Origin of the sequence: Caldalkalibacillus thermarum (assembly GCF_014644735.1) — a bacterium.
Taxonomy (GTDB): Bacteria; Bacillota; Bacilli; order Caldalkalibacillales; family Caldalkalibacillaceae; genus Caldalkalibacillus; species Caldalkalibacillus thermarum.
This window is the reverse complement of sequence record NZ_BMKZ01000027.1, coordinates 19,551-44,196: the sequence shown is the minus strand read 5'-3', so window position 1 is coordinate 44,196 and position 24,646 is coordinate 19,551. Positions and strand designations below refer to the sequence as shown.

Sequence of the window (24,646 nt, the reverse complement as noted above, 5' to 3'; positions counted from 1 at the left end):
TGGTTTTGGAAGCCGGTTTTGCTCCTGAAGAGGCTTACCGGATGGTGACGCTTAACCCGGCAACGTATTACGGGCTTGACCAGGAACTGGGCGGTATCGCTCCCGGGCGCCTGGCTCATTTTAATGTACTGAACGGCCTGGAAAATCCCCAGCCCATCCATGTGATGGTGGACGGAGAGTGGGTGGTGCGTGAAGGTAAGCGCTTGCATGCGGTATTCGCTGAATGGCTGACGCGCTATTTCCGGCCAGTGAGCAAAAATATCAGCTTGGAGGCAGAGGACTTAAAGCGGGGACAAGGTGAGGTCGGATTGGAACTTAGCAATGAGGTGATTACCAGGCCGTATACATATCATCCTCATGATCCTTTGCACGATGATGAGGCTTACTTGTCTCTTGTAGACCGGCAGGGCAAATGGGTGCTTAACACAAGAGTGAAAGGATTTGCGGGTTCCACCTTAAGTGGGCTGGCCAGCACCTATACCTCAGTGGAACATTATCTTTTAATCGGGCGCGATCATAAGCGTATGCTGCAGGCCCTTCATCAAGCGCTCGAGCAAGGCGGAGGGATTGCAGCCTGTTTTGACGGGGGGGAAGAGCTGAACATCCCGCTGCCTCTTGGCGGAGGCATGAGTCTTGCGCCCATGTCTGAACTGAAACGCTTGAACGAGCAGTTTATGCAGAAGATGAGAGCCCACGGACATCCCTACCAGGATCCCGTCTATTCCCTGTTATTCTTTACAGCAACGCACCTGCCCTTTGTCCGGGTGACCAGTGAAGGGGTTTATTTGGTCAAAGAACAGCAAGTCGTCACCCCTGTCACACGGTTAGTATGATGTCCGGGATGCAAACTTTGATCAGGTTCGATTGAGGCCAAAAGATTGCTGAGAAGGGATGGGACATGTGAAACACGTGCAGCTTTTTTTACTGGCCTTAACCGCTTGCATTGTTTTTTCTGCTTGTAGTCAAAAGGCTGGTGATACCCAAGATTCTGCGCAGCAGCCTGAAACAAACCAAACAGAGGAACAAGCGCAACAGGAACCCCCTGAACAAGGACTGCTGGCACCGCTCACCGGCCGCCAAGTGGATGAGCCTGTGGAGCAAAGGATCGTTGGGGTCATGATTGACAACCACCCGGCGGCACGGCCCCAATCTGGGCTGGTCCATGCTGATATTGTATACGAGATTCTGGCTGAGGGCCCTATTACCCGTTATCTGGCTTTATTTCACAGTCACATCCCTGATGTGATCGGCCCTGTGCGCAGCTTGCGTCCCTATTACCTTGACATTGCCCGGGGGTATGATGCCGTTGTGGCCCATGCCGGGGGATCGCCTGCAGCCAAAGAGGAGGTTATTCGTACAGGTTACCCGTCTTTTGACGATACCCGAAATGGGGGGTTCGTGTTTTACCGGTCCGATCATCGCCAGGCACCCCATAATTTGTATACGGGAAGGGCTTTATTAGAAGAAGGAGAAGCCCGTTTCGGCTATGATGAGAATTATGAGATACCTGCCCTGCTGTTTAAACCGGAAGCTGAAGCGATGAACGGCCAAGCAGCGGAATGGCTTGAGATTGTTTACGATTCCCGGTATTACCAGGTGGCCTATGAATATGAAACAGGCAGTGGCACTTACACCCGCTACATCAATGGCGAACAGCATACAGATGCAGAAAGCGGACAACCCTTGACGGCCAGCAATGTGCTGATCATTGAGACATCTCACCGAGTGCTGGATGATGCCGGGAGGCGGGATATTAAAGTACAGGGAGAAGGGAGGGGCTACCTCTGCCAACGCGGAAAATGGCAGGAAATCACCTGGAAGTATCAGGATGGGGTGATCCGGCCGTTTGTTGATGGAGTTGCAGTGGGCTTGTATCCCGGCAACACCTGGGTTAACATTATCCCGGATAACCCGGGTTTAGAGGAAAGTGTCAGTTTGATGCCCCACAAACCATAACACTGTGGGCAGCAGAAAGGAGGAGCTGTCATGCAACTGGATAAAATTCGGGGGCGGGAGCTGGATCAGCTGTTTCAGGCCATATTAAATCTTGAGACACTGGAAGAATGTTATATTTTCTTTGACGATTTATGCACAGTTAACGAAATTAAGGCCATGGCTGTCCGTCTGGAAGTGGCCCGCATGCTGCAAGAAGGGTATACCTATCATCAGATTGAGCAGGAGACGGGAGCCAGCACAGCAACGATCTCCCGGGTCAAACGCTGTCTTAATTACGGAACGCAGGGGTATCAATTGGCGCTGGACAAGTTGAAAAAAATGAAACGATATGACAAAGCGTAGGAAAATGGTCCACAGGGGTTGCAAGAGAAAAAATACCGGTCCATAGCCTTGCTCAGGTGTTTGACCAGGCTCTTCTCAAAAGAGAAGGGCTTTTCTTTTGGTGGCGTCCATAATCTGATATAATCTCAGTGAATAACAGAAAGGGCGGAGCGAAATGATCGACAGCCAATATTGGAGCCATGTGTTTAAACTGGATCCCGACAAACCGATCTCAGACGAGGCTTTGGAAGCCATATGTGAATCAGGCACAGATGCCGTGATCATTGGGGGCACTTATGGCATTACGTATGAAAAAGTGATTGATTTATTGGGCCGCATCCGGCGTTATGCCCTGCCCTGTGTGTTGGAAGTCTCCAACCAGGACGCGATCGTCCCGGGCTTTGACCATTATTTTGTGCCTTTAGTCCTGAATGCCACCAATCCCGAATGGATCCTGAAACCCCATCAGCGGGCGATTAAGGCCTTTGGCACCATGATTCCCTGGGAGGATGTGTCTGTCGTGGGATACTGTGTGCTTAATCCCGCGTCAGCCGTTAGTGAGCTGACCCGGAGTGAGACCAATTTGAGCCTGGATGATGTGGTCGCCTACGGCCGCCTGGCAGCCCATATGCTAAAACTGCCCTATTTTTATCTCGAATACAGCGGTACAGTGGGAGAGGCCTCATTTGTGCAGGCTGTCTATCAGCAACTGAAAAAGGAGACGGACCTGCATCTCTTTTACGGAGGGGGCATTTCCAACCGCACCCAGGCGGAAACCATGCTAAATGGAGCGGATACCATTGTGGTGGGCAATGTCATCTATGAGGACCTTCGCCAGGCTTTACAAACCGTACCAGAGGGCAAAAGGTAACAGGTGTGGCAGGTTTACGCTGCACCAGTCGTGGATCTGGCAGAAAGAACCGTCAGCTGTTGGAGGCAAGCCATCATGATACAAGACGATACAAGGAGGCAATATCATGGCAGCATCGGTCACGGAACGTCTGTTGGCCGGCCTGAATGAACAGCAGCGCCAGGCCGTGCTCACAACAGAAGGGCCTGTACTCATCATGGCGGGTGCAGGGAGCGGCAAAACCCGGGTGTTGACTCACCGTATCGCCTGCCTGTTGGCGGAAAAGGCAATAGCGCCGTACAACATTTTGGCGATTACGTTTACCAATAAAGCGGCCAGGGAAATGAAAGAGCGGGTGGCCCATCTGGTCGGTCCCGTGGCGGAGGACATTTGGATTTCTACTTTTCACGCCATGTGTGTGCGCATCTTGCGACGGGATATTGACCGCATTGGCTATAACCGCCATTTTTCCATCTTGGACACCCAGGACCAGCTGGCGGTCATCAAGGAGTGCATGAAGGAACTGAATATCGACAGCAAAAAATTTGATCCCAGAGCCGTGCTGGGCACGATTTCCGCTTATAAAAACGAGCTGAAAACACCGGAGCAGGTCAGCCAGATGGCAGGGAACTATTATGACCAGATCGTGGCCACCGTTTATGAAAAATACCAGCAAACCTTGCGCTCCAACCATGCCCTCGATTTTGATGACCTGATCATGCAAACCGTGCATTTGTTTCAACAGGTGCCTGATGTACTGGACTATTACCAGCGCAAATTTCAATATATCCATGTGGATGAGTACCAGGATACGAACCGGGCCCAATATCTCCTGGTGCGCATGCTGGCTGACTTTCACCGCAATATCTGTGTGGTTGGCGATTCTGACCAGAGTATTTACAAATGGCGCGGTGCAGATATTAGCATTATCTTGTCCTTCGAAGAAGACTACCAGGACGCGACCGTGATTAAACTTGAACAGAATTACCGTTCGACCAAACGCATCCTTGAAGCAGCCAATGAAGTGATCAAGCACAACGTGCAGCGCAAAGAGAAGAAACTGTGGACGGCCAATGAACAGGGCAGCAGGATTAAATATTACCGGGCGGAGAATGAACACGATGAAGCTTACTTTGTTACCAAACAAATCCAGGAGGCGGTCAAGGCAGGCCGTAATTACAGCGACTTTGCTATTCTGTACCGGACCAATGCCCAGTCCCGCGTATTGGAGGAAGTGTTTGTCAAAGCCAATATTCCGTATCAGATGGTCGGCGGAATCAAATTCTATGAACGGAAAGAAATAAAAGACATTTTGGCTTACTTGCGGCTCATTGCCAACCCCAACGATGACATCAGTTTTCGCCGCATTGTCAACGTGCCCAAACGGGGCATTGGCCAGGCCTCCCTCGATAAACTGGCTTCCTATGCGGCTGAAAAGAATATGTCCCTGTTTGAAGCGTTGGCTGAAGTGGATTTCATCGGCTTGAACAAACGGGCAGCCAACCAGCTGGCCCGCTTTTATGAATTGATCCACAACTGGAGCAGGCATGTAGAGTATCTCTCTGTCAGCGAATTGACCGGGGATGTATTGGAGAAGACGGGATACAAAGCAGCCTTGCTGCAGGAAGGGACACTGGAGGCCAAAGGACGCTTGGAAAACGTGGAGGAATTTCTCAGTGTCACTCAAGAATTTGAAAAGAAGAACGAGGATAAATCATTGCCTGCCTTTCTGGATGAGGTGGCCTTGGTCAGCGACATCGACCAGGTGGATGAGGATCAGGAAGGCAACGCCGTCATGCTGATGACCCTTCACGCAGCCAAGGGTTTGGAATTTCCCGTTGTTTTCCTGGTCGGCATGGAAAACAATCTCTTTCCCCACAGCCGCTCGGCTTTGGACGAGGAAGAGCTGGAAGAAGAGCGCCGCCTCGCCTATGTGGGTATCACCCGGGCTGAGGAGGAGCTGTATCTGACCAATGCCAAGATGCGGACCATATTTGGGCAAACGGTGATGAATCCTGAATCCTGTTTTATCGAGGAGATTCCCGACCATCTGTTGGAACCTGTGCATGGGGAGGAAAAAGCGCCATTGCGCTTAACCTCAACTGGCCGCAAGACCCCCGGACGGTCAAGTGGCAGGCGGTTGAGCCCGGACCGTTCCCAGGCCAGCACACTCAGCTGGCAGGTGGGTGAAAAAGTGCAGCATGCCAAATGGGGTGTGGGCACCATCGTCAGCCTTAAAGGGGAGGGGGATGACCTGGAATTGACCATCGCCTTTTCGCCCCCCGTTGGTCTTAAGCGGTTGCTGGCCACCTTTGCACCTATTTCCAAACTGGAAAAGAGGGATGACGAGTGAACAAAGAAGCGGCTCAAAAACGCCTTGAAGAATTGTACGAACAGATTGAAACCCATAACTATCACTACTTTGTACTGGACGATCCCCTCATTTCTGACCAGGAATATGATGCTTTAATGCAAGAGTTAATCAAACTGGAAGAACAGTTTCCTGAGTTAAAAAAACCTAACTCCCCTTCAGAGCGGGTTGGGGGCGAGCCGCTCCCCTACTTTGTAAAAGTGGAGCATGAAATTCCCATGCTTAGCCTGGCCAATGCTTTTAGCGAACAGGACTTGCGTGATTTTGACCGCCGGGTGCGGCAAGGGCTTGCCCCTGGTGAAGAAGTGGAGTATGTGTGTGAGCTGAAAATTGACGGCTTGGCTGTTTCCCTGCGCTATGAAAACGGCCAGTTTGTGCGCGGGGCTACCCGGGGAGACGGCACCACAGGGGAAGATATCACCCAAAACTTGAAGACGATCCGTTCCATCCCCCTTAGGTTGAAAGAACCGGTTGATTTAGAAGTGCGGGGCGAGGCGTATATGCCTAAAGCGGAATTTGAACGGATTAACAAACTGCGGGCTGAACAGGGGCTGGAGCTGTTTGCCAATCCCCGCAACTCAGCGGCCGGTTCCTTGCGCCAGCTGGACCCCAAGATTGCTGCGGAACGGAAGCTGGATATCTTCCTGTATGGGATCGCCCAGATTAAAGGAATCAACGTTGAGTCCCATAGCGAAGGTTTAGCTGTTCTGGAACGGTTGGGATTGAAAACAAACAAAGAGCGGACCGTAGTCAAAACGGTAGAAGAGATGCTGGACTTTATCCAGCATTGGACCGAGAACCGGGCCAAGCTGCCCTATGAAATTGATGGCATTGTCATCAAAGTGAACCGCTATGATCAGCAGCAAAAACTGGGCACAACGGCTAAAAGCCCCCGTTGGGCCATTGCCTACAAGTTTCCCGCTGAAGAAGCGGTCACCATTTTAAAAGGGATTGAAGTGAACGTAGGCCGGACAGGGGCGGTAACCCCAACGGCCCTTCTGGAACCGGTCACTTTGGCTGGCACAATTGTCAAGCGCGCTTCCTTGCACAATGAGGATTTGATCCATGAAAAAGATATTCGCATCGGTGATCATGTCGTCGTCAAAAAAGCGGGAGACATTATACCTGAAGTGGTTCGTTCCCTTAAAGAAAAACGGACCGGAGCGGAACAAGTGTACCATATGCCTGAGTCTTGCCCCGAGTGTGGAAGTGAACTGGTCCGGCTGGACGGGGAAGTGGCTGTCCGCTGCATCAATCCCCAGTGCCCGGCCCAGATCAAAGAAGGGCTGATCCACTTTGTATCCCGGCAGGCTATGAACATTGAAGGTTTGGGTGAACGGATTATAAACCAACTGTATGAACACGGGCTGATTCGTGATGTGGCCGATTTGTATGACCTGACTAAAGCAGACTTATTGCCCCTGGAACGCATGGGGGAAAAATCGGTCGAAAACCTTTTAAAGGCCATTAACAACAGCAAACAAAATTCACTGGAGAAATTGCTGTTTGGACTGGGGATTCGCTTTGTGGGGGCTAAAGCAGCCAAACTCCTGGCCCAGCATTTTGAAACAATGGACAGGCTGATGCAGGCGACTCAGGATGAATTGGAGGCCATCGATGAAATCGGGCCCAAAATGGCCCAAAGCATTGTGGAGTATTTTGCCAAACCGGAGGTTCATGAGACAATTAACCGGTTGAAACAGGCCGGCGTTAATATGACCTATAAGGGGCCCAAACCGGTTCAGGCTGAGGAAAACGAATCGCCGTTTGCCGGCAAAACCATTGTCCTGACCGGAAAATTGGAGCAGATGACCAGAGAAGAGGCCAAAGAGAAACTGGAAGCATTAGGGGCTAAAGTCACTGGCAGCGTATCCAAAAATACCGATCTGGTGATTGCCGGCGAAAAAGCGGGCTCCAAACTGGAAAAGGCTAAGCAACTGAATATTGAAGTGATTGATGAAGCAGAATTGATGAAACGGCTGGGGATGTAATACGACATGGATGAGATAGCCCCAGAAACAAATAAAAAATATAAAATAAAGCGGACCCTAACCTGGAGCAGGTGAGTCATGGTACAGGGTCCGCTTTTCTATATTCTTCCTTAACCGCCAGTTCGAATGCTTCCGTTATTGACGAGATAAACGGACCGGTTTATAATGAAGCATATCTATAAATTCAGATTATATTTATATGAATTATATATTTACTTCCAGCTTTGTGTTTGGCAACCAGCCCTTCAGGCGGCTGAAAGGGAATGGATCGGAGGTGTCAGAGTGGCCTTACAAATCAAGGGAGTGAGTAAAACCTTTTATAAACAGGATCAGCCATTTCAAGCGCTTGACAATATAAACCTGATCGTTAAAACGGGTCAGTTTGTCTCTTTACTGGGGCCTTCCGGGTGTGGAAAATCAACCTTGCTTAATATTATTGCAGGTTTGGAACAAGCCACTGCGGGAGAGGTGGTTTTGGACGGGAAGAAGGTGGAAGGCCCCGGGCCTGAACGGGGAGTGGTCTTTCAAGAGCCGGCGTTGATGCCGTGGCTCAATGTGCTTGAAAATGTCATGTTTGCCTTAAAAGGACGGCCTAAAGAAGAGCAGAAGAAGATTGCGCTGGAGCATCTGAAACTGGTCCATTTGAGTAAATTTATCCATTCGTATCCTCACGAATTGTCCGGAGGCATGCGTCAGCGGGTCGCCATCGCCCGGGCTTTGGCCATGAATCCACAGGTGCTGTTGATGGATGAACCGTTCGGGGCCTTGGATGAACAAACCAGAATGATGCTGCACCGGGAGCTTACCTATATTTGGATGCATACCAAGAAAACGATTGTGTTCGTGACCCATAATATCCGCGAAGCGGTCCAGCTTTCAGATCGCATTGTGCTGATGGGCACGCGCCCCGGCCGGATCATTAAAGAATTTGAAGTGAATCTGCCCCGTCCCCGGCAGGGAACTGACCCCCAGGTGGCTGAGCTTGAAGAGCAAATTATGGAACTGTTGGGGGTAGAGATCGAAAAGGTGATGAGAGAGGAGATGGGGGATGACTACAATTCTCAGAAAGCTGCTCTTCTTTATGGCACTCATCGTGATATGGGAAGTCACATATAGATTAAACTTGCACTTTGAATGGATGCCCACCCGGTCTTTTCCCGATTTGATGGGGGTTTTAGAGCAGCTCTATATCGGCTTTTTCGGGGAACACAAAATCTTATTGTATGCCATCTTTACCAGTCTTAAACGCCTGTTCACCGGTTTTGCCTTGGCACTGGTGATTGGCACAGTGTTAGGGATCTTGCTGGCCCGGTATAAAGCGGTGGATGACACGCTGGGCTCGCTGATCATTGCCCTGCAGAGTGTTCCCAGCATCGTTTGGCTGCCGCTAGCCATGATTTGGTTTGGCCGCAATGATATGGCTATCATTTTTATCATTGTCCTCGGCGGCACCTGGTCCATGGCGCTGAATACACGCATGGGCTTTAAGAACGTGCAGCCGCTGTTGTTACGGGCGGCCAGAACGATGGGGTATTCGGGGTTTGAACTGTTCCGCAAAGTCACTTTTCCCGCTTCCATTCCTTACGCCTTGACCGGGGCCCGATTGGCTTGGGCGTTTAACTGGCGAGCCTTGATTGCCGCCGAGCTCTTGGCTACCGGCGGTCTGGGCAGTACCTTGCTGTTTGCTGCTGATTTCTTCAATATGAATCTGGTTGTGGCTATCATGGTGATCATTTCTGTGATGGGCATCATTATGGACCAGCTGGTTTTCCAGCGCGTGGAGCAGCGCGTACTCACCCGTTGGGGGCTGGAGAGAGTTTGAACGTTCCCGCCACTTAGATCCTCACGAATCTTGTATCGAAAGGAGAGAGTGCATATGCGCAGATGGCTTTTGCCAATCATATTCATCTTAATCGTCAGTGTGGGATTAGTGGGCTGTGGCTCATCTGAAACCGGCAGTGGCGAAGTGGAGCAAATCCGCATTGGTTACTTTCCCAATTTGGACCATGCGGCAGCCATTGTGGGCATCGAGAAAGGGTTCTTTAAAGAAGAATTGGGTGACATCGAGCCGGAGTTTGTCCATTTTCCGAACGGCAATGACTTTATCAACGCCCTGGATGCTGGGGAGCTTGATATTGGTTATGTTGGGCCTGGTCCGGCCATTAACTACTTCCTCGGCGGAGGGGATGTGGTCATTCTCTCCTCTGCTGCTAATGGCGCCACGCTGATTGTGGCCCACAAAGATTCCGGCATTCGCACGCTGGAAGATTTTGCAGGTAAAAGTTTTGGCACTCCGGGAAATGGCTGCACCCATAACGTCCAGTTGGAAGAAATGCTGTTGGAAAAGGGTTTAAAATCTAACCGGGTGGGTGGCAATGTGGAGCACCAGCCCCGCATTCCGCCAGCCAGTGTGGCCAGCCTGTTTGAGGCCGGCCAGGTAGATGCCTATGCTGCACCGGAACCGTGGGGGACCTACCTGGTTGAGGAAGGCCTGGCCCATGTCGTGGTCGAGTGGGATGAAGTAGAGTGGGGCACCACATTGTCCAGTGTGGTGTTAGTCAGCACGAAAGCGTTTGTGGAGAAACATCCAGAAGTGGTGGAAAAAGTGTTGCGCGCCCATATTAAAAGCGTCCAGTTTGCCCAGGCCAATAAAGATCAAACCCTGGAGTTAGTCAATGACCGTATCTATGCTTTAACCCAGGAGCGTCTGCCTGAAAACGTGCTGGACAAAGCATGGGAACGCATGGTCGTCACTTACGAAACCCATGCCGATGCGTTGCAGGAATGGGCAGAGTCGTCCCACCGCTTAGGCTTTATTGACACCGAACCCAACCTGGACGGATTGGTTGACACATCATTGTTGGAAAAAGTATTAAATGGTGACGTGGCTGCCAAGTAAGGGAAGAATGACCCCGTTAGCAGACACTAAACGAAGCCAGTCTCACCGTGAAGGGAGACTGGCTTTAATATTGAAAACAACGAAGCTTTATTTGCATCAAACCAAATTCATTTGCCACAAGAGATACAAGATAAAAGGCAAAACAACGATTAAAGCCAAGACGAACAAGGCATTCTTCTTGACAATCAGCCAGGGGGAAACGCCGGTTAATCCGGCTGTCATCAGCACCGATCCTGAAAAAGGGGAAAGCTGTGTAGCCAGCGTCCAAGCCGTTACAAGTAAAACAGCCATAAAACCGGGACTCGTGCCAAACAATTCCGGTTTGAGGGCGCTGCCGATACCGATGACGACAATAACCGGATGGACCCCTGCCAAGGCCAGGAGTACTGTCAGCACGATAATGATGACCGACATCATATAGACCGATTCAAACGACAGGGCCAGAATCAGCTGTGATACACTGTCACCCAGATCAGTATAAGAGAGGGACACACCAAAATAGCCGGCGCTAATAAAGATGGCCAGCTCGTTTCTCAAGCGTTCAAAGGCATGGCACACATCCTGAACAATCGTTTGGATATATTCCCGCACTGAACCGATAGCAAGAGCCCAGAAAAGGGGAAAAGTAAGGGCCAAAACAGAAACAATGGTTAACATGCTGACCTCCAGCAGTATATCTAGGGTAAAAGACAAGCTTAATAATGCCAGCATCCAACAGCTTAAGGCAGCGATTGTACGTCCTGAGCGGCTGTTGTCAGGGGCTGGCTGTCTTTGTCTGTATACGGGTTGGTCATGATCAAAGTGCAGCCGGCGAAAAAAAATAAAGTCCATGATCATGTACACCACAGCCATGATCAATCCAGGGGCGGCGATGGACGTCCAGGAAACATCAAACAACACCAGTACCAGTCCTACGTTGACAAAGTAGGGTGACCAAAGCATGCAAAAACCGAACGCGCGCAGAAGTACCATGCCCATTTTTTTACGGGTAAAACCGGAAAAACTCTCCTCCGCAATGCGGTAGGTAATGGGCAGTGTTCCCAAATTAAGAATGACGCCCATACCAGCCGTAAGCAGTGTACTGAGGCGGTAGGGATGGGGTTTGTGCTGCTTTTCGCAGTGCTGAATATAATGTTTCAAGGCGGTTAAATACCCGCCGACTGACATGATAATGCCAAAATAAGGGACCAAAAGGAACAACGTTAACAGGTTCAGGTTGCGGCCCAAACTGAGAACCATGGTCTCCCACTCTGGAGCGTGGTGCCAAAAAATGAGGGTCCCAGCCACAATCAGAAGCAGGGCGGCTATTCGGTTGCCCCATCTGACAACCCATAAGGCGGCTGCGAGGAGGAGACCGGCCAGGCTGCTGTAAATCAAAGCCAGCAGAGCAGAAGGGCGGAATGCCTCAACTAAATAGATCAAGGCAGTCACAAATAAGATTAGTCCTAAACCAGCCCGCCAGCTTTGTGGATATTCATGAGACAAGTATGGTCCTCTCCCTCTGTTTTTGTTGTCATGATTTCTTTATCTGTTATATTATACACAAAAACTCACCCCCGGTTGTGTCATATGACCGGAGGTGAGCCACTGTTGAGATGGGAAGAAGTAGAGTCAGATTTAATTTATTTTAGCAAGGGGTCACGGAGCAGGCGCTCGATTTCTATCTTATGTCTGGTTTCATCGGCTATCAGGTCTTCCAGCTCAATTTTAAGTCCGATTTCACCGGCGGCTTCGGCTTGTTCCACCCGCTGGGTGTAACGTTTGATGGTATCAATTTCGGCTTGCAGCGTGTTTTCGAGCATCTGTTTGACATCGGTGGTGTGTTTGACCGGTTTGGGTTCAACCGTGGGCGTACCGCCCAGATAGACGATTTTTTCAGCCAGGAATTGGGCGTGGCCAATTTCGTCAGTCACCTCACCTTGGAAGAAGGGCTTTAATACTTGGCCGGCCAGTCCCTGCACATTGGCTGCATAGTGGTTGTACATAATGATGGCGGCATACTCGTTAGCCAAGTCTTCATTTAAGCCATCAATTAATGCTTTTCTCTTTTCATCCATGTTCATACCTCCTTTTGCGAAATAATTCATCACACCATTTAAAATAACCTGTTTATAAACCTTCTAATCCTATTTTAACACACAGGCAGGGAAAACATAGCCATCAATTGTCAGTCTAATGACAATTTGATGACAAAACGCTGATTTTCTCATGGTTGGCTTATGTATGGATGTGCCGGCTTGGGCGGGGGCCGTTTGTGCTATGATAGAATTAAACACTAAAGGGAGTGACGCTGGTATGCGTATCGTGTCCATCTGCCCCAGTAACACCGAGTTGTTAGGGTATCTGGGATTGGAGAGCGACATCGTCGGTGTGGACAATTATTCCGATTGGCCTGAAGAGGTTCACCACTTACCGCGCCTTGGCCCTGATTTGAACATCGATATGGATGCGGTTGAAAAGTTGAAACCTGACCTGGTGGTGGCCTCCTTAAGTGTGCCGGGGATGGAAAAAAATATAGAGGCCCTCAAGGCTCGTCAGCTGCCTTATATTGTGCTCAACCCCAACAGTTTGGAAGAGATCGGTCAGGATATCTTGGAATTGGGGAAACATACACATCGGGAGCAAGAAGCGCACAAGGTCTATCATGCTTATCAAAGGGTATTGGAAGCATACCGCAAGCTAAGCCAAAGGGTGCAGTACTGGCCGGCATTGTATTGGGAATGGTGGCCCAAGCCGGTATTTACACCAGGAAAAACAAATTGGCTGACGGAGATCAGTGAACTGGCCGGAGCGAGGAATGTGTTTGACGATATGCCCCAGGCTAGTGTGCAAACGGACTGGGATGAGGTTATAAGACGCAATCCCGACTATATTTGCCTGGCTTGGGTAGGGGTGGAGAAACGGCGCATCAAACCGGAACTGGTTCGGACGAGACCGGGCTGGACGGAAATGCCGGCTGTCCGCGAAAAGCGCATTCTTGTGCTGGACGAACCGCTATTTTGCCGCCCCTCGCCCCGCCTGTTGACCGGCCTGCAAAAATTGGCGGCTTTGCTTCATCCCGGCCATTTTCCGGCTGTTCAAGAAGGACGCGATGTGCTTAAAGACCATTTGGCAAGGGGGAAATAAGCATGTATGTGCTTGGTCAGGATGATATGCGCAAGATGGACCGCTATACGATTGAACAGCTTGGTTTACCTGGAGTGGTGTTGATGGAAAATGCGGGAGCCAGGGTCACAGAAGAGATCGTCCGCCTTGTGGCTGAAAAAGGGGACAACGGGACAAGGTATCCCATCATGATCCTGGCCGGCCATGGTCATAATGGGGGAGACGGGTTTGTCGTAGCCAGAAGGTTGTCCGACTTGGGGTATAAGGTCAAACTGTGCCTGTTGGCAGCCCCGGAGAAGCTGGCAGGGGATGCTAAAGTGCATTACGAGGTGTACCGCAGGCGGAATTTACCCTTCTGGTCGGTGCAAGATGCTTCACTTGAAGAACTGTTTATCCTGTTAGAGCCGGCCCCGGTTATTGTTGATGCGATGTTGGGCACAGGAATCAAGGGAGAGGTTCGTTCCCCTTACAGGGAAGTCATTGGCTGGTTAAACCGCCATAGGCAGGACAAAACAGTTGTCGCTGTTGATCTTCCCTCAGGATTGTGCGCCGAGACAGGCAAGGTGCAAGGAGAGGCTGTTAGGGCCACGCACACCATCACCTTTGTCTGCCCTAAAAAAGGTTTTTTCTTACAGGATGGCCCTCAATACATTGGGGAGTGGAAAGCTGTTGACATTTCTGTGCCGCCGTCACTGGCAGAAACCTTGCACCTCAATGTCCCTTTGCTCATTACGGATGACGATGTTCATGAGGCCTTGCCCCGGAGGAAGTCTCATGGTCACAAGGGAAGCTTTGGGCATGCACTGGTCATCGGGGGTTCATCTGCTTATGTTGGGGCTCCCCTCTTTGCTGCCCAGGCAGCTTTAAACAGTGGAGCAGGACTGGTTACACTGGCCGTGCCGGACATCATTTATCCCCAGCTGGCTGCCCAATCACCGGCCACCATTTTCTTGCCTCTGCCAACGGAAAATGGTTACTTAGCACAGGATGCACTTCAAGTGCTGGAAAATAAGTTGGAGACATACGACACACTGGTCGTGGGGCCGGGATTGGGGCGCTGGCCGGGAGGAAGTGAGTGGCTTGCCCGGCTGTTAAAACTGGCCCACATGCCCGTTGTGGTGGATGCAGATGGCTTGGCGATGCTCAAATCCCATCTCAGTCTGCTGCGTCTGCTGCCAAAAAGGGACCGTCCCGTGATCTTGACTCCTCATCCAGGAGAAATGGCCCGGTTGCTGGGTACCACGGTCGGAGAAGTGGAAAGTGACCGGCTGGGGATTGCCCAACGTTTTGCCCAGGAGCACGGCGTGTTTTTGGTGCTTAAAGGGCACCGCACTGTACTGGCTACACCGGAAGGGAAGGTATGGATTAATCCACTCGGTCATGATGCTTTGGCTAAAGGCGGATCGGGAGATATTTTGTCTGGAATCATCGCTGCTTTTGTTGCCCAGGGTGCTGCACCCGAGCAAGCTGTCATTGCGAGTGTTTATATTCATGCCTTGGCAGCAGAACGCTGTGCCGCGGAAAAATCAAGGTACAGTGTCCTGCCAACCGATGTGCTGGAAGCGCTTGGTCCTGCCATTTTGTCCATTGTGGACCCGGCCCGATCTGGTCAGTAAAGGGGAGATTGGCGGTCTCCCCGGCCACATGTTTCGTCACGAAACGACAAAATTGAGAAAAATCTCTTGATCTTTTAGTCCTATTGTTATATATTTAAACAGCAGATATTTTTTGTAAAGGATATGAACAATGTAAATATACCAAATTAACAAACAAAACAAAAATGTCAAATTGTCCCCTGTTTATTCAGTATACGCCACAAAAAAAGCAAGCATCATACTAAATGTAACGAAAAAAAGGAGGATAGGTATGGGACAACATCGTGAACAGTGGGCGTCACGCTGGGGGTTTATGTTGGCCGCCGTGGGATCTGCGGTTGGTCTCGGCAACATTTGGCGTTTTTCTTATGTTGCTGGGGAAAACGGGGGAGCCGCATTTTTACTCGTTTACGTATTGTGTGTGCTGCTGATTGGCTTTCCGGTTATGATGGCTGAATTTATGCTGGGGCGCCGCGCGCAAAGTGATGCGGTTGAGTCCTTTACTAAACTGGCACCCGGGAAGCCCTGGTTTATCGGGGGCGGGATTGCTGTAGCCGCAGCGTTTATTATTTTGACCTTCTACGGTGTCATTGCCGGCTGGTCCTTAAAATATTTTGTGGCTTATCTGACGGGCGGGCTGTGGGATCCCCCCGCTGTAGAAGATGGTTTTGCTGGTTACTTCACCAATTTTATTACCGACCCTGTGGAACCGGTTATTTGGCAAGCCATCTTTATGGCCTTGACCATCGGCATTGTGGTTTTGGGCATTAAAAAGGGAATTGAAAAAGCGAATAAGTTGCTCATGCCAACACTGGCTGTTTTGGTGGTGTTGCTCGCTGCTTACAGCTTGACACTGGGCGGGGCCCGGCAAGGGTTAGCTTTCCTGTTTGCTCCGGATTGGAGCGCCTTGACGGAGCCTGGGGTGTATCTGGCAGCTATGGGACAAGCTTTCTTCTCCTTAAGTTTGGGCATGGGTGTGATGATTACCTACAGCAGCTATTTGGCTGAACAGCATAAATTGCCGGGTGCTGCCGGTATGATTATCGGTTTTGACACGTTGTTTGCCATCATTGCCGGTATCATGATTTTCCCTGCTGTCTTTGCTTTTGGAGGAGAGGCAAATGCTGGGCCTGGACTGGTGTTTATTACTTTGCCCGGTATTTTCGAAAGCATCGGGGGATTCGGCGTTATTGTCGGCCTGCTGTTCTTCTTCCTGTTTACGTCAGCCGCATTATCTTCGGCCATCTCCCTGCTTGAAGCACCTGTGGCTTATGTGATGCGCAGGTTTAACCTGAGTCGAAAAGCAGCCACTTGGATGGTTGGCATCCTGGTCTTTTTAGGTGGTATTCCCTCTTCTTTAGGTATGGGTGTGTTATCTGGCATTACGCCACTACCGGGACGGGATATTCTGGATTCCCTAGATTACATTTCTGGCAACATTATGTTGCCTTTGGCCGGTCTCATTACGGTCTTGTTTGTCGGCTGGGCTTGGAGCCGCACCGAGATCCTGAAGCAATCCGATTTGGGTGATACCAGCCTTGGCCGGGCATTCTTTTGGCTTTTACGCATTCCGGTGCCTATCTTTATTGCCATTGTCTTTATCTGGATGGCCTCGCAACTGTAAACTAATAAACTAACTCCATAGAGTAAGCCCTCAGTGCACAAGCTGTGTACAGAGGGCTTAGAAATAATATAGAAAAAACGAAATTCGCAAAAAAGAAGGAATATTTATTTAGAGTGTCGTATATCATGGGTATAAACAAATGTGCATGCTTTTTAATTTAATAGTCATGTGCATTTGTTTATCATAATAATCTGAAAAAGGAGGAAAAAGCATGGTGAACAATCGTGAACATTGGGCGACACGATGGGGGTTTATCCTTGCAGCAGCTGGTTCAGCCGTCGGGTTGGGTAACATTTGGCGGTTCTCCTATGTCGCAGGGGAAAACGGCGGCGCCGCTTTTTTGATTATTTATGTGTTATGCGTCATTTTCATTGGTTTTCCTGTTATGATGGCTGAATTTATGATTGGGCGGCGCGGGCAAAGCGATGCTGTTGGATCTTTTCAAAAACTGGCTCCCGGAAAACCTTGGTTTATTGCCGGTGGATTAGGTGTTGCTGCAGCATTTATTATTTTGTCCTTCTATGGTGTGATTGCCGGCTGGTCACTCAAATACTTCTTCTCCTACTTAACGGGTGGATTGTGGAGCACTCCAGCCGGTGAAGATGGTTATGCTGGATATTTTGTCAACTTTATTACCGACCCTGTGGAACCGATTATTTGGCAAGCGATCTTTATGGCCATTACCATTGGTATCGTTATATTTGGGGTTAAAAAGGGGATTGAAAAAGCCAATAACATTCTCATGCCAGCCCTGGCGATTCTGGTAGTTTTACTGGCCCTCTATAGCTTGACGCTGGGAGGTGCCCGGGAAGGATTAGCCTTTTTATTCAGCCCGGATTGGAGTGCGTTTACTGAACCAAGCGTCTATTTAGCCGCCATGGGGCAAGCGTTTTTCTCCTTAAGCCTGGGCATGGGCGCCATGATCACCTACAGCAGTTACTTGGAGCAACATCACAAACTGCCCGGTTCAGCAGGTACAATCATCGGATTTGATACTTTGTTTGCCATTTTTGCAGGCGTCATGATTTTCCCAGCTGTGTTTGCCTTCGGTGGAGAGCCCAACGCCGGACCTGGACTGGTCTTTATCACGCTGCCAGAAATTTTTGAAAGCATTGGCGGATTTGGCATTATCGTTGGTATTTTGTTTTTCTTCCTGCTCACGTCAGCTGCCTTGTCCTCTGCCCTTTCATTGCTGGAGGTTGCAGTGGCTTACTTTATCCGTAAGTTGTCCATAGACCGCCGGACCACCACTTTATTGATTGGTACGATCATCTTCCTGCTGGGAATTCCTTCTTCCCTCGGCATTGGGGTTCTTTCCGGCTTCACGCCATTGGGGGAACGTGATATATTGGACTCTCTGGACTACATTTCCGGAAATATTATGTTGCCGCTGGGCGGTCTTATCATTGCCCTGTTTGTGGGCTGGGCCTGGAGTAAGGAGGAGATTTACAAGGAATCTGACCTGGGTGACACGCCGCTGGCCAATGCCTTCCTGTGGATTTTACGGATCCCTGTTCCTATTTTCATCGCCATTGTCTTTATCTGGATGGCTTTCCAGCTGTAACGCTTTAATATTTTAAAGTATTAATGGAATAAGGATCAAAAGGCTCTTCCAAAACAAGTTCTGACTCTTTTGGAAGAGCCCTTTTTCATTTAAAATGGAGATATGCCTGAGTGAATCTAGCTCTGTTAAAATAAAAACGGGTATGTTCTGTGAGGAGAGAGAAGCGTGGCCCAAGAACGTTCGTCTCAGAAGGGAGACCAAGCGGAGCAAGTACCAGATGTTTCACAGCAAAACAAACGTCATTTGGTCCTGATTTCCATTATTTTTGCCATGTTTATGGTGGCGATTAATGCCTTGATCGTGGCCACCGCCATGCCCAGTATTGTTGGGGATTTGGGCGGTTTTTCACTGTTTACTTGGGTTTTTTCTTCTTATTTGCTGATTCAAGCGGTTACTGTTCCCATTTATGGCAAGCTGGCCGATTTGTTTGGCCGAAAGCCGGTTTTCACGTTTGGGATCGTGGTGTTCATGATTGGTTCATTGCTGTGCGGCTTCGCCCATTCCATGCTGGCGCTGATTATCTACCGTTTTATCCAGGGTTTCGGAGCTGGAGCAGTGCAACCGATTGCCACGACGATTGTGGGGGATATGTATACCTTGGAGGAACGGGCCAAAATCCAAGGTTACCTGGCCAGTGTTTGGGGGATTTCCTCAGTATTGGGGCCTTTATTAGGCGGCATTTTTGTCCAGTACATGGATTGGTCCTGGGTGTTCTGGATCAACATCCCTTTAGGGCTTCTTGCTTTGGGGGGCGTGCTGTTCTTTTTTCAGGAAAAAGTGGAACAGAAGCAACAAGCCATTGATTATACCGGGGCCATGCTGTTGTTGGTTTCTGTATCAGCCCTGATGATTGTGTTTATTCAGGGCGGTGTTTCCTGGCCCTGGACGTCTGTGCCTGTATTGGTTTTATTGGCCGTATCTGTGGCCGGGTTCATTGCTTTTTTCTATTACGAAAAGCGGGCTCCCGAACCGCTGATGCCGCTTGTGCTGTGGAAAGACCGCTTGCTGGTCACTGCCAACACAGGCGCCCTGACCACAGGCGTCGTTCTTATTGGTGTATCAACATTCTTGCCGACCTATGTGCAGGGGGTAATGGAACAATCTCCTACGGTGGCCGGACTCAGTTTGACGGTGATGTCGGTTGGCTGGCCCCTTGCCTCGACCCTGGCCGGACGGCTGGTGCTTAAGATCGGATTCCGCAACACCGCTGTGCTGGGAGGCCTGGCGTTAATGGTCGGTTCGGTGCTGTTTGTTTTGCTTGACCCAGATAAGGGGCCGCTATGGGCTGGAGCAGGCTCGTTCTTCATTGGTTTGGGTATGGGTTTTACGACCACGACTTTCATTGTTTCTGTACAAAGCCATGTCAACTGGAAAACAAGGGGAGTCGCCACTTCAGCCAACATGTTTATGAGACTGTTGGGCAGTACGATCGGGGCGGCCTTGCTCGGGGGGATACTGAACAGCCGCATGATTCGCTATCTGGAAATGCAAGAAGCGGCTGAAGCGCTGCCTGCGATGGATATTAATTTTACCAGTGTGTTGTTGAACCCGGAAGCAACTGAAGCTCTGTCACCGGAGAGCATTGCCGTGTTGCAATCCGGCTTGACCATTGCCCTGAATGATGTGTATTGGAGCGTGTCTCTTTTTGCTCTGGCCAGTTTCATCCTAGTCTTTTATCTGCCCAATAAAGTGAGGGAATGAAGTAAGAAGGGAGAGCGGTGAACATGTTGAGATTAAGGGCCTTAATAGGGATCGTGCTCCTAATGATGCTTCTTGTTGCTTTAGGTGGTTGTTTGCCAAACCAGGAGCAGGAAGAGATTACCGAACCGGACGATCCTGCTGAACAGGCGCAGCGGGTGACCCCGACTGTCCAAATTGAAGAGACCCATTACGCCGGGGTATCCCCCATGCAGGAGAGCCCGACAGCCAATTTACTAAATGATCGGCTGCAAGGGTTCCGGCTGGACCGGGACCGTTTGGAGCAGGGACTCATTGAAATCGCCAAAGAATTCTTTCCCCCTGATAACCATTTGTTTGTGGGGGGACAACTGATTTCCCGCACTGAGGGGGAAGCGTGGCTAAGTAAAGATGGACCTGAGAGTCTCAATCCTGCCGATGCCCCCAGCCCTGTTTTGCAACATATTTTGGAACACAACTATCTGGCTCTGAACGGCCAAGATTTGCAAGGGGTGGTCATTGGTGTGTCGCTGGCTTCCACATATGAGAGCAAACTGGAGGATGGAACGGAACAAACATTATATTACACGGCCGATCAATTGCGCAATTATGGGTTTGAGATCGCGGATGAACTCGCCCAGCGATTACGGGCCAAAGTACAAGATGCTCCTATTGTCATAGCGTTGTATCAGCTGGAGGAAAGACAGTCCTACCGGCCGGGAAACTTCTTGTCAGTGGGCTATGTAAAGCCCAATGCTCAAGAGGTATCTGAATGGCGGACCATTGATGAAGTTTATCTCCTGTTTCCATCCCCCGAGTTGAATCGCTTGAACAGCGAGTTATCCAGTGACTTTAGCGGTTATGTTAGACGCATTCAGGATTTCTTTCCCCGCTATGTGGGTGTCGTGGGGACTGGCCGGTTTGTCAATGAAGAGCTGGTTGAGCTTAACCTGGATATAACCACGGAATTTGCCAGCATTGCCGAAGTGATTCAGCTCACACAGTATGTGGGGTCGGAAGCGATGGAAACATTCCCTGAGGATATCTATTTAAATATTTACATTGGCAGCGTCAATGAACAAAAAGCGTTCTTTAGCCGGCCGCCTGGTCGTGAACCAGTGATGCACGTCAAGCGTTAGGCTTGTCAGGCCAAACATGTTCAGCCGGGCACCGGGCCATTGTGCTGGAAGAAGTGTAAAAGGGAGCGTCATGCTCCCTTGTTTCATTTTAGGCAACTGCCGATGTTTACCTGCCGGGAAATACAGCTTCAGAGGCTCGCCGTTTGCTTGAATCTGCCTATTTTCTCTGTTATTATCATGTTTATGGACAAACTTCCTGGGGGTGTAGCAATGAGCACGATTAGCAAACAAGAAGTGGAGCATGTGGCCCACTTGGCCCGGTTAAATTTGACGGAAGAAGAGAAGGAGCAGTTTACTAAACAGCTGGACAGTATTCTTAATTTTGCCCAAAAGTTAAACGAGTTGGATACGGAGAACGTGGAACCGACCAGCCATGTCCTGCCGCTTGTCAATGTGATGAGAGATGATGTGCCCCATGAATCCTTGCCGGTTGAAGAAGCGCTGCAAAATACGGCTGAACATCAAGATGGACAGGTGAAAGTGCCAAGCGTCTTGGAAGAATAGAGAGGGGGAAGACGATGTCCGTTTTTGATCTGCGAATTCAGGAGATTCATGAGCAATTACGCCGCAAGCAGCTGAGTGTCAGCGAGCTTGTCGATGAGTCATTCAAACGGATTAAGGAAGTAGACAGCCAGCTTAACGCTTTTATTACCCTTGACGAAGAAGGAGCACGGGCCAAAGCTGAAGAGCTGGACAACTTATCAAATACAGACGAAACTGGTCTCTTGTTTGGCTTGCCCGTGGGAATCAAGGATAATATCTCTACCAGGGGGGTCAAAACCACCTGTGCCAGCAAAATCTTGGCCAACTTTGTCCCTGTGTACAATGCCACGGTCGTGGACAAGCTGAATGAGGCCCAGGCTGTCATGGTGGGCAAGATGAACATGGACGAGTTTGCCATGGGTTCATCCAATGAAAACTCTGCCTTTAGGGCGGTGCGCAACCCGTGGAACACTGACCATGTGCCAGGCGGCTCCAGCGGCGGTTCAGCGGCCAGTGTGGCAGCGGGTGAAGTTTTCTTTGCCCTCGGTTCCGATACGGGAGGATCCATCCGCCAGCCTGCTGCCTTTTGCGGTGTAGTGGGTCTGAAGCCCACTTACGGACGCGTTTCCCGCTTCGGTTTGGTGGCTTACGCCTCCTCACTGGATCAAATCGGGCCGATCACCAAAAACGTGGAAGATGCGGCTTACGTCCTGCAAGTGATTGCCGGCTATGACCAGCATGATTCCACCTCGGCTAACGTGGATGTGCCTGATTATCTGTCTGCTTTAACCGGCGATGTCTCCGGGTTAAAAATAGCGGTACCCAAAGAATATATTGGCGAGGGTATTCACCCTGAAGTGCGTGAAAAAGTGCTGGAGGCACTCAAGGTCTTGGAAAGTCTGGGTGCCACATGGGAAGAAGTGTCCCTGCCCCATTCCGACTACGTGATTCCCGCCTATTATATTATTGCTTCATCTGAAGCTTCTTCTAATCTGGCCCGTTATGACGGTGTGCGCTATGGGGTACGGGCTGACCAGGCGGACAATTTACTCGAGATGTACAAAGAAACCCGCAGCCAAGGCTTTGGTGCCGAAGTGAAACGGCGCATTATGCTGGGTACATATTCGTTAAGCTCGGGATATTATGACGCCTATTATAAAAAAGCACAGCAAGTGCGCACCCTGATCAAGCAAGATTTTGAGCAGCTGTTTGAGAAGTACGATGTGATTATCGGTCCTACCACTCCAACCACCGCCTGGAAAATCGGGGAGAAAATTGATGATCCGCTGACCATGTATGTGGAGGACATCCTCACTTGTCCAGTGAACTTGGCCGGCGTACCAGCCATCAGCGTCCCGTGCGGATTTGATCAAAAAGGCTTGCCAGTTGGTCTGCAGATTATCGGCAAAGCGTTTGATGAAGCGACCATTTTGCGCGTGGCCCATGCCTATGAACAACATACGGACCATCACAAAGCACGTCCACAACTGTAATGGGGGGGTTGAAATATGAAGTTTGAAACCGTCATTGGCTTGGAAGTGCATGCCGAACTGTCAACGGAAACCAAGATTTTTTGCGGCTGCCGGACCTCATTTGGCGCACCCCCGAACACGCATACATGTCCCATTTGTTTAGGACATCCAGGGGTATTGCCTGTCTTAAACCAAAAAGCATTGGAGTATGCCATTAAAGCGGCTTTGGCGTTGAACTGTGAAATTGCCACCGAAACCAAGTTTGACCGTAAAAACTATTTTTATCCAGACTTGCCCAAAGCGTATCAAATTTCCCAGTATGACCAGCCCATTGGGAAGAACGGCTGGCTAGAGATAGAGGTGAATGGGCAGAAAAAACGGATCGGCATCAAACGGCTGCACTTAGAAGAAGACGCCGGTAAACTGACCCACGTTTCAGGTGAGAATTACTCCCTGGTGGACTATAACCGGGTGGGCACTCCTCTGATTGAAATTGTCTCCGAACCGGATATCCGTTCTCCTGAGGAAGGCTATGCCTATCTGGAAAAACTGAAGGCCATTCTGCAATATACCGAAGTCTCCGACTGTAAAATGGAGCAGGGCTCCTTGCGTTGTGATGCCAACATTTCCATTCGCCCTGTCGGCCAAAAAGAATTTGGCACCCGCACCGAGTTGAAAAACATGAACACTTTCCGCGGGGTACAAAAGGCGCTGGAATATGAAGCCCGCCGCCAGGAAGAAATCATCCGCGCCGGAGGCCAGGTTGAACAGGAGACCCGCCGCTGGAACGAAGCGACAGGTGAAACGGTCAAAATGCGCGGCAAAGAAGAAGCCCATGACTACCGCTACTTCCCTGAACCTGACCTGGTGAAGGTGGAGATCACCCAGGAGCTCCTGGAAAAAATAAAAGCGACTCTCCCGGAGCTGCCTGATGCCAAGAAAGTACGCTATATGGAACAATACGGTTTGTCTGACTATGATGCGGGTGTTTTGACCTCTCAAAAATCGCTGGCTGATTTCTTTGAAGAAGCCACCAAATACTGTGAGGATCCCAAGCTGGTCGCTAACTGGATGATGGGCGATGTACTGGGCTATTTGAACGCCCATCACAAAGAACTGGATGAAACGGCTCTTAAACCAGATCAATTGGGTAAAATGATCGCCTTGATTGAGAAAGGCACCATCAGCAGCAAAATTGCCAAGAAAGTCTTTGCCGAACTTGTGGAAAAGGGTGGCGATCCGGAAACGATTGTCAAAGAAAAAGGCCTGGTGCAAATCTCAGATGAAGGCGAGCTGAGAAAGATCGTCATCGCGGTCATTGAAAACAATCCCCAGTCCGTTTCAGACTTTAAAAACGGTAAGGACCGGGCTATCGGCCATTTGGTTGGCCAGGTGATGAAAGAGACCAAAGGCAAAGCCAACCCGCAATTAGTGAATAAACTGTTGCGTGAGGAGATTGCTAAACGGTAGACGTGTTTGTGTCTAGTTGCTTTGGCCCGATTTGCGCCCTGCAAAAATAAATGATATATACGATATAACCCTCAAACTGACAGGCTTGGGGTCACTATTCCGTCAGTTGAGGGTTTTTTCTTTGAAGCG

20 protein-coding genes are annotated in these 24,646 nt (G+C 50.0%); 18 read left to right on the top strand and 2 right to left on the bottom strand.

The window, feature by feature from the left end; translation table 11 throughout:
- The 9 genes from IEW48_RS11175 to IEW48_RS11135 form a co-directional block, all read left to right on the top strand.
- A partial coding sequence (locus IEW48_RS11175) for an adenine deaminase C-terminal domain-containing protein (RefSeq protein WP_188623825.1) occupies positions 1 to 833 on the top strand: 833 nt, incomplete at its 5' end.
- 67 nt (positions 834 to 900) lie between these two features.
- Positions 901 to 1,956: a DUF3048 domain-containing protein gene (locus tag IEW48_RS11170; protein WP_188623824.1), complete on the top strand. Its 1,056-nt coding sequence runs from the start codon at positions 901 to 903 to the stop codon at positions 1,954 to 1,956.
- 30 nt (positions 1,957 to 1,986) lie between these two features.
- Complete coding sequence (locus IEW48_RS11165; protein ID WP_188623823.1) at positions 1,987 to 2,298, top strand: YerC/YecD family TrpR-related protein; 312 nt, start codon at positions 1,987 to 1,989, stop codon at positions 2,296 to 2,298.
- Positions 2,299 to 2,452: 154 nt separating this feature from the next.
- Positions 2,453 to 3,148 carry a heptaprenylglyceryl phosphate synthase gene (pcrB, locus tag IEW48_RS11160; RefSeq protein WP_188623822.1) on the top strand — a complete coding sequence of 232 codons (696 nt, stop codon included), beginning with the start codon at positions 2,453 to 2,455 and terminating at the stop codon, positions 3,146 to 3,148.
- Positions 3,149 to 3,254: 106 nt separating this feature from the next.
- On the top strand, positions 3,255 to 5,480 hold the full coding sequence (gene pcrA / locus IEW48_RS11155; protein ID WP_188623821.1) for a DNA helicase PcrA: 2,226 nt from the start codon (positions 3,255 to 3,257) through the stop codon (positions 5,478 to 5,480).
- Entirely contained in the window at positions 5,477 to 7,489 is a 2,013-nt protein-coding gene (ligA, locus tag IEW48_RS11150; protein WP_188623820.1) for an NAD-dependent DNA ligase LigA, read from the top strand. The genes pcrA and ligA overlap by 4 nt, the downstream gene beginning before the upstream one ends.
- A gap of 282 nt (positions 7,490 to 7,771) precedes the next feature.
- Positions 7,772 to 8,605, top strand: coding sequence for an ABC transporter ATP-binding protein (locus IEW48_RS11145; protein WP_188623819.1), 834 nt, complete (start codon positions 7,772 to 7,774; stop codon positions 8,603 to 8,605).
- The gene (locus IEW48_RS11140) at positions 8,538 to 9,311 is read left to right on the top strand and encodes an ABC transporter permease (RefSeq protein WP_188623818.1); all 774 of its coding nucleotides are present in this window, start codon (positions 8,538 to 8,540) and stop codon (positions 9,309 to 9,311) included. The genes IEW48_RS11145 and IEW48_RS11140 overlap by 68 nt, the downstream gene beginning before the upstream one ends.
- Positions 9,312 to 9,365: 54 nt before the next feature.
- A complete protein-coding gene (locus tag IEW48_RS11135) occupies positions 9,366 to 10,388 on the top strand; it encodes an aliphatic sulfonate ABC transporter substrate-binding protein (RefSeq protein WP_188623817.1) in 1,023 nt (340 codons plus the stop codon).
- 96 nt (positions 10,389 to 10,484) lie between these two features.
- Here IEW48_RS11135 and IEW48_RS11130 read toward each other — a convergent pair whose 3' ends face one another.
- Together IEW48_RS11130 and IEW48_RS11125 are read right to left on the bottom strand one after the other, a co-directional pair.
- Positions 10,485 to 11,873: a transporter permease gene (locus IEW48_RS11130; RefSeq protein WP_188623816.1), complete on the bottom strand. Its 1,389-nt coding sequence runs from the start codon at positions 11,871 to 11,873 to the stop codon at positions 10,485 to 10,487.
- A gap of 137 nt (positions 11,874 to 12,010) precedes the next feature.
- Entirely contained in the window at positions 12,011 to 12,445 is a 435-nt protein-coding gene (locus tag IEW48_RS11125) for a ferritin-like domain-containing protein (protein WP_188623815.1), read from the bottom strand.
- A 238-nt stretch (positions 12,446 to 12,683) separates the two neighbouring features.
- Here IEW48_RS11125 and IEW48_RS11120 point away from each other — a divergent pair, with 238 nt between their 5' ends.
- The 9 genes from IEW48_RS11120 to gatB all read left to right on the top strand — a co-directional run bounded on the left by IEW48_RS11120 (position 12,684) and on the right by gatB (position 24,517).
- Positions 12,684 to 13,514, top strand: a complete 831-nt coding sequence (locus tag IEW48_RS11120) for a cobalamin-binding protein (RefSeq protein ID WP_188623814.1) — start codon at positions 12,684 to 12,686, stop codon at positions 13,512 to 13,514.
- Positions 13,515 to 13,516: 2 nt separating this feature from the next.
- Positions 13,517 to 15,109 (top strand): NAD(P)H-hydrate dehydratase, encoded by a 1,593-nt coding sequence (locus IEW48_RS11115; protein WP_188623813.1) that lies wholly within the window; start codon positions 13,517 to 13,519, stop codon positions 15,107 to 15,109.
- A 250-nt stretch (positions 15,110 to 15,359) separates the two neighbouring features.
- Positions 15,360 to 16,712, top strand: a complete 1,353-nt coding sequence (locus IEW48_RS11110) for a sodium-dependent transporter (RefSeq protein ID WP_188623812.1) — start codon at positions 15,360 to 15,362, stop codon at positions 16,710 to 16,712.
- A 211-nt stretch (positions 16,713 to 16,923) separates the two neighbouring features.
- On the top strand, positions 16,924 to 18,276 hold the full coding sequence (locus IEW48_RS11105; RefSeq protein ID WP_188623811.1) for a sodium-dependent transporter: 1,353 nt from the start codon (positions 16,924 to 16,926) through the stop codon (positions 18,274 to 18,276).
- 165 nt (positions 18,277 to 18,441) lie between these two features.
- Complete coding sequence (locus tag IEW48_RS11100; protein WP_188623810.1) at positions 18,442 to 19,977, top strand: MDR family MFS transporter; 1,536 nt, start codon at positions 18,442 to 18,444, stop codon at positions 19,975 to 19,977.
- A gap of 23 nt (positions 19,978 to 20,000) precedes the next feature.
- Positions 20,001 to 21,092: a CamS family sex pheromone protein gene (locus IEW48_RS11095; RefSeq protein WP_188623809.1), complete on the top strand. Its 1,092-nt coding sequence runs from the start codon at positions 20,001 to 20,003 to the stop codon at positions 21,090 to 21,092.
- Positions 21,093 to 21,302: 210 nt separating this feature from the next.
- Entirely contained in the window at positions 21,303 to 21,596 is a 294-nt protein-coding gene (gene gatC, locus IEW48_RS11090) for an Asp-tRNA(Asn)/Glu-tRNA(Gln) amidotransferase subunit GatC (RefSeq protein WP_007502910.1), read from the top strand.
- A 14-nt stretch (positions 21,597 to 21,610) separates the two neighbouring features.
- Positions 21,611 to 23,068, top strand: a complete 1,458-nt coding sequence (gene gatA, locus IEW48_RS11085) for an Asp-tRNA(Asn)/Glu-tRNA(Gln) amidotransferase subunit GatA (protein ID WP_188623808.1) — start codon at positions 21,611 to 21,613, stop codon at positions 23,066 to 23,068.
- Positions 23,069 to 23,083: 15 nt separating this feature from the next.
- Positions 23,084 to 24,517: an Asp-tRNA(Asn)/Glu-tRNA(Gln) amidotransferase subunit GatB gene (gatB, locus tag IEW48_RS11080; protein WP_188623807.1), complete on the top strand. Its 1,434-nt coding sequence runs from the start codon at positions 23,084 to 23,086 to the stop codon at positions 24,515 to 24,517.
- The last annotated feature ends 129 nt before the right edge of the window (positions 24,518 to 24,646 follow it).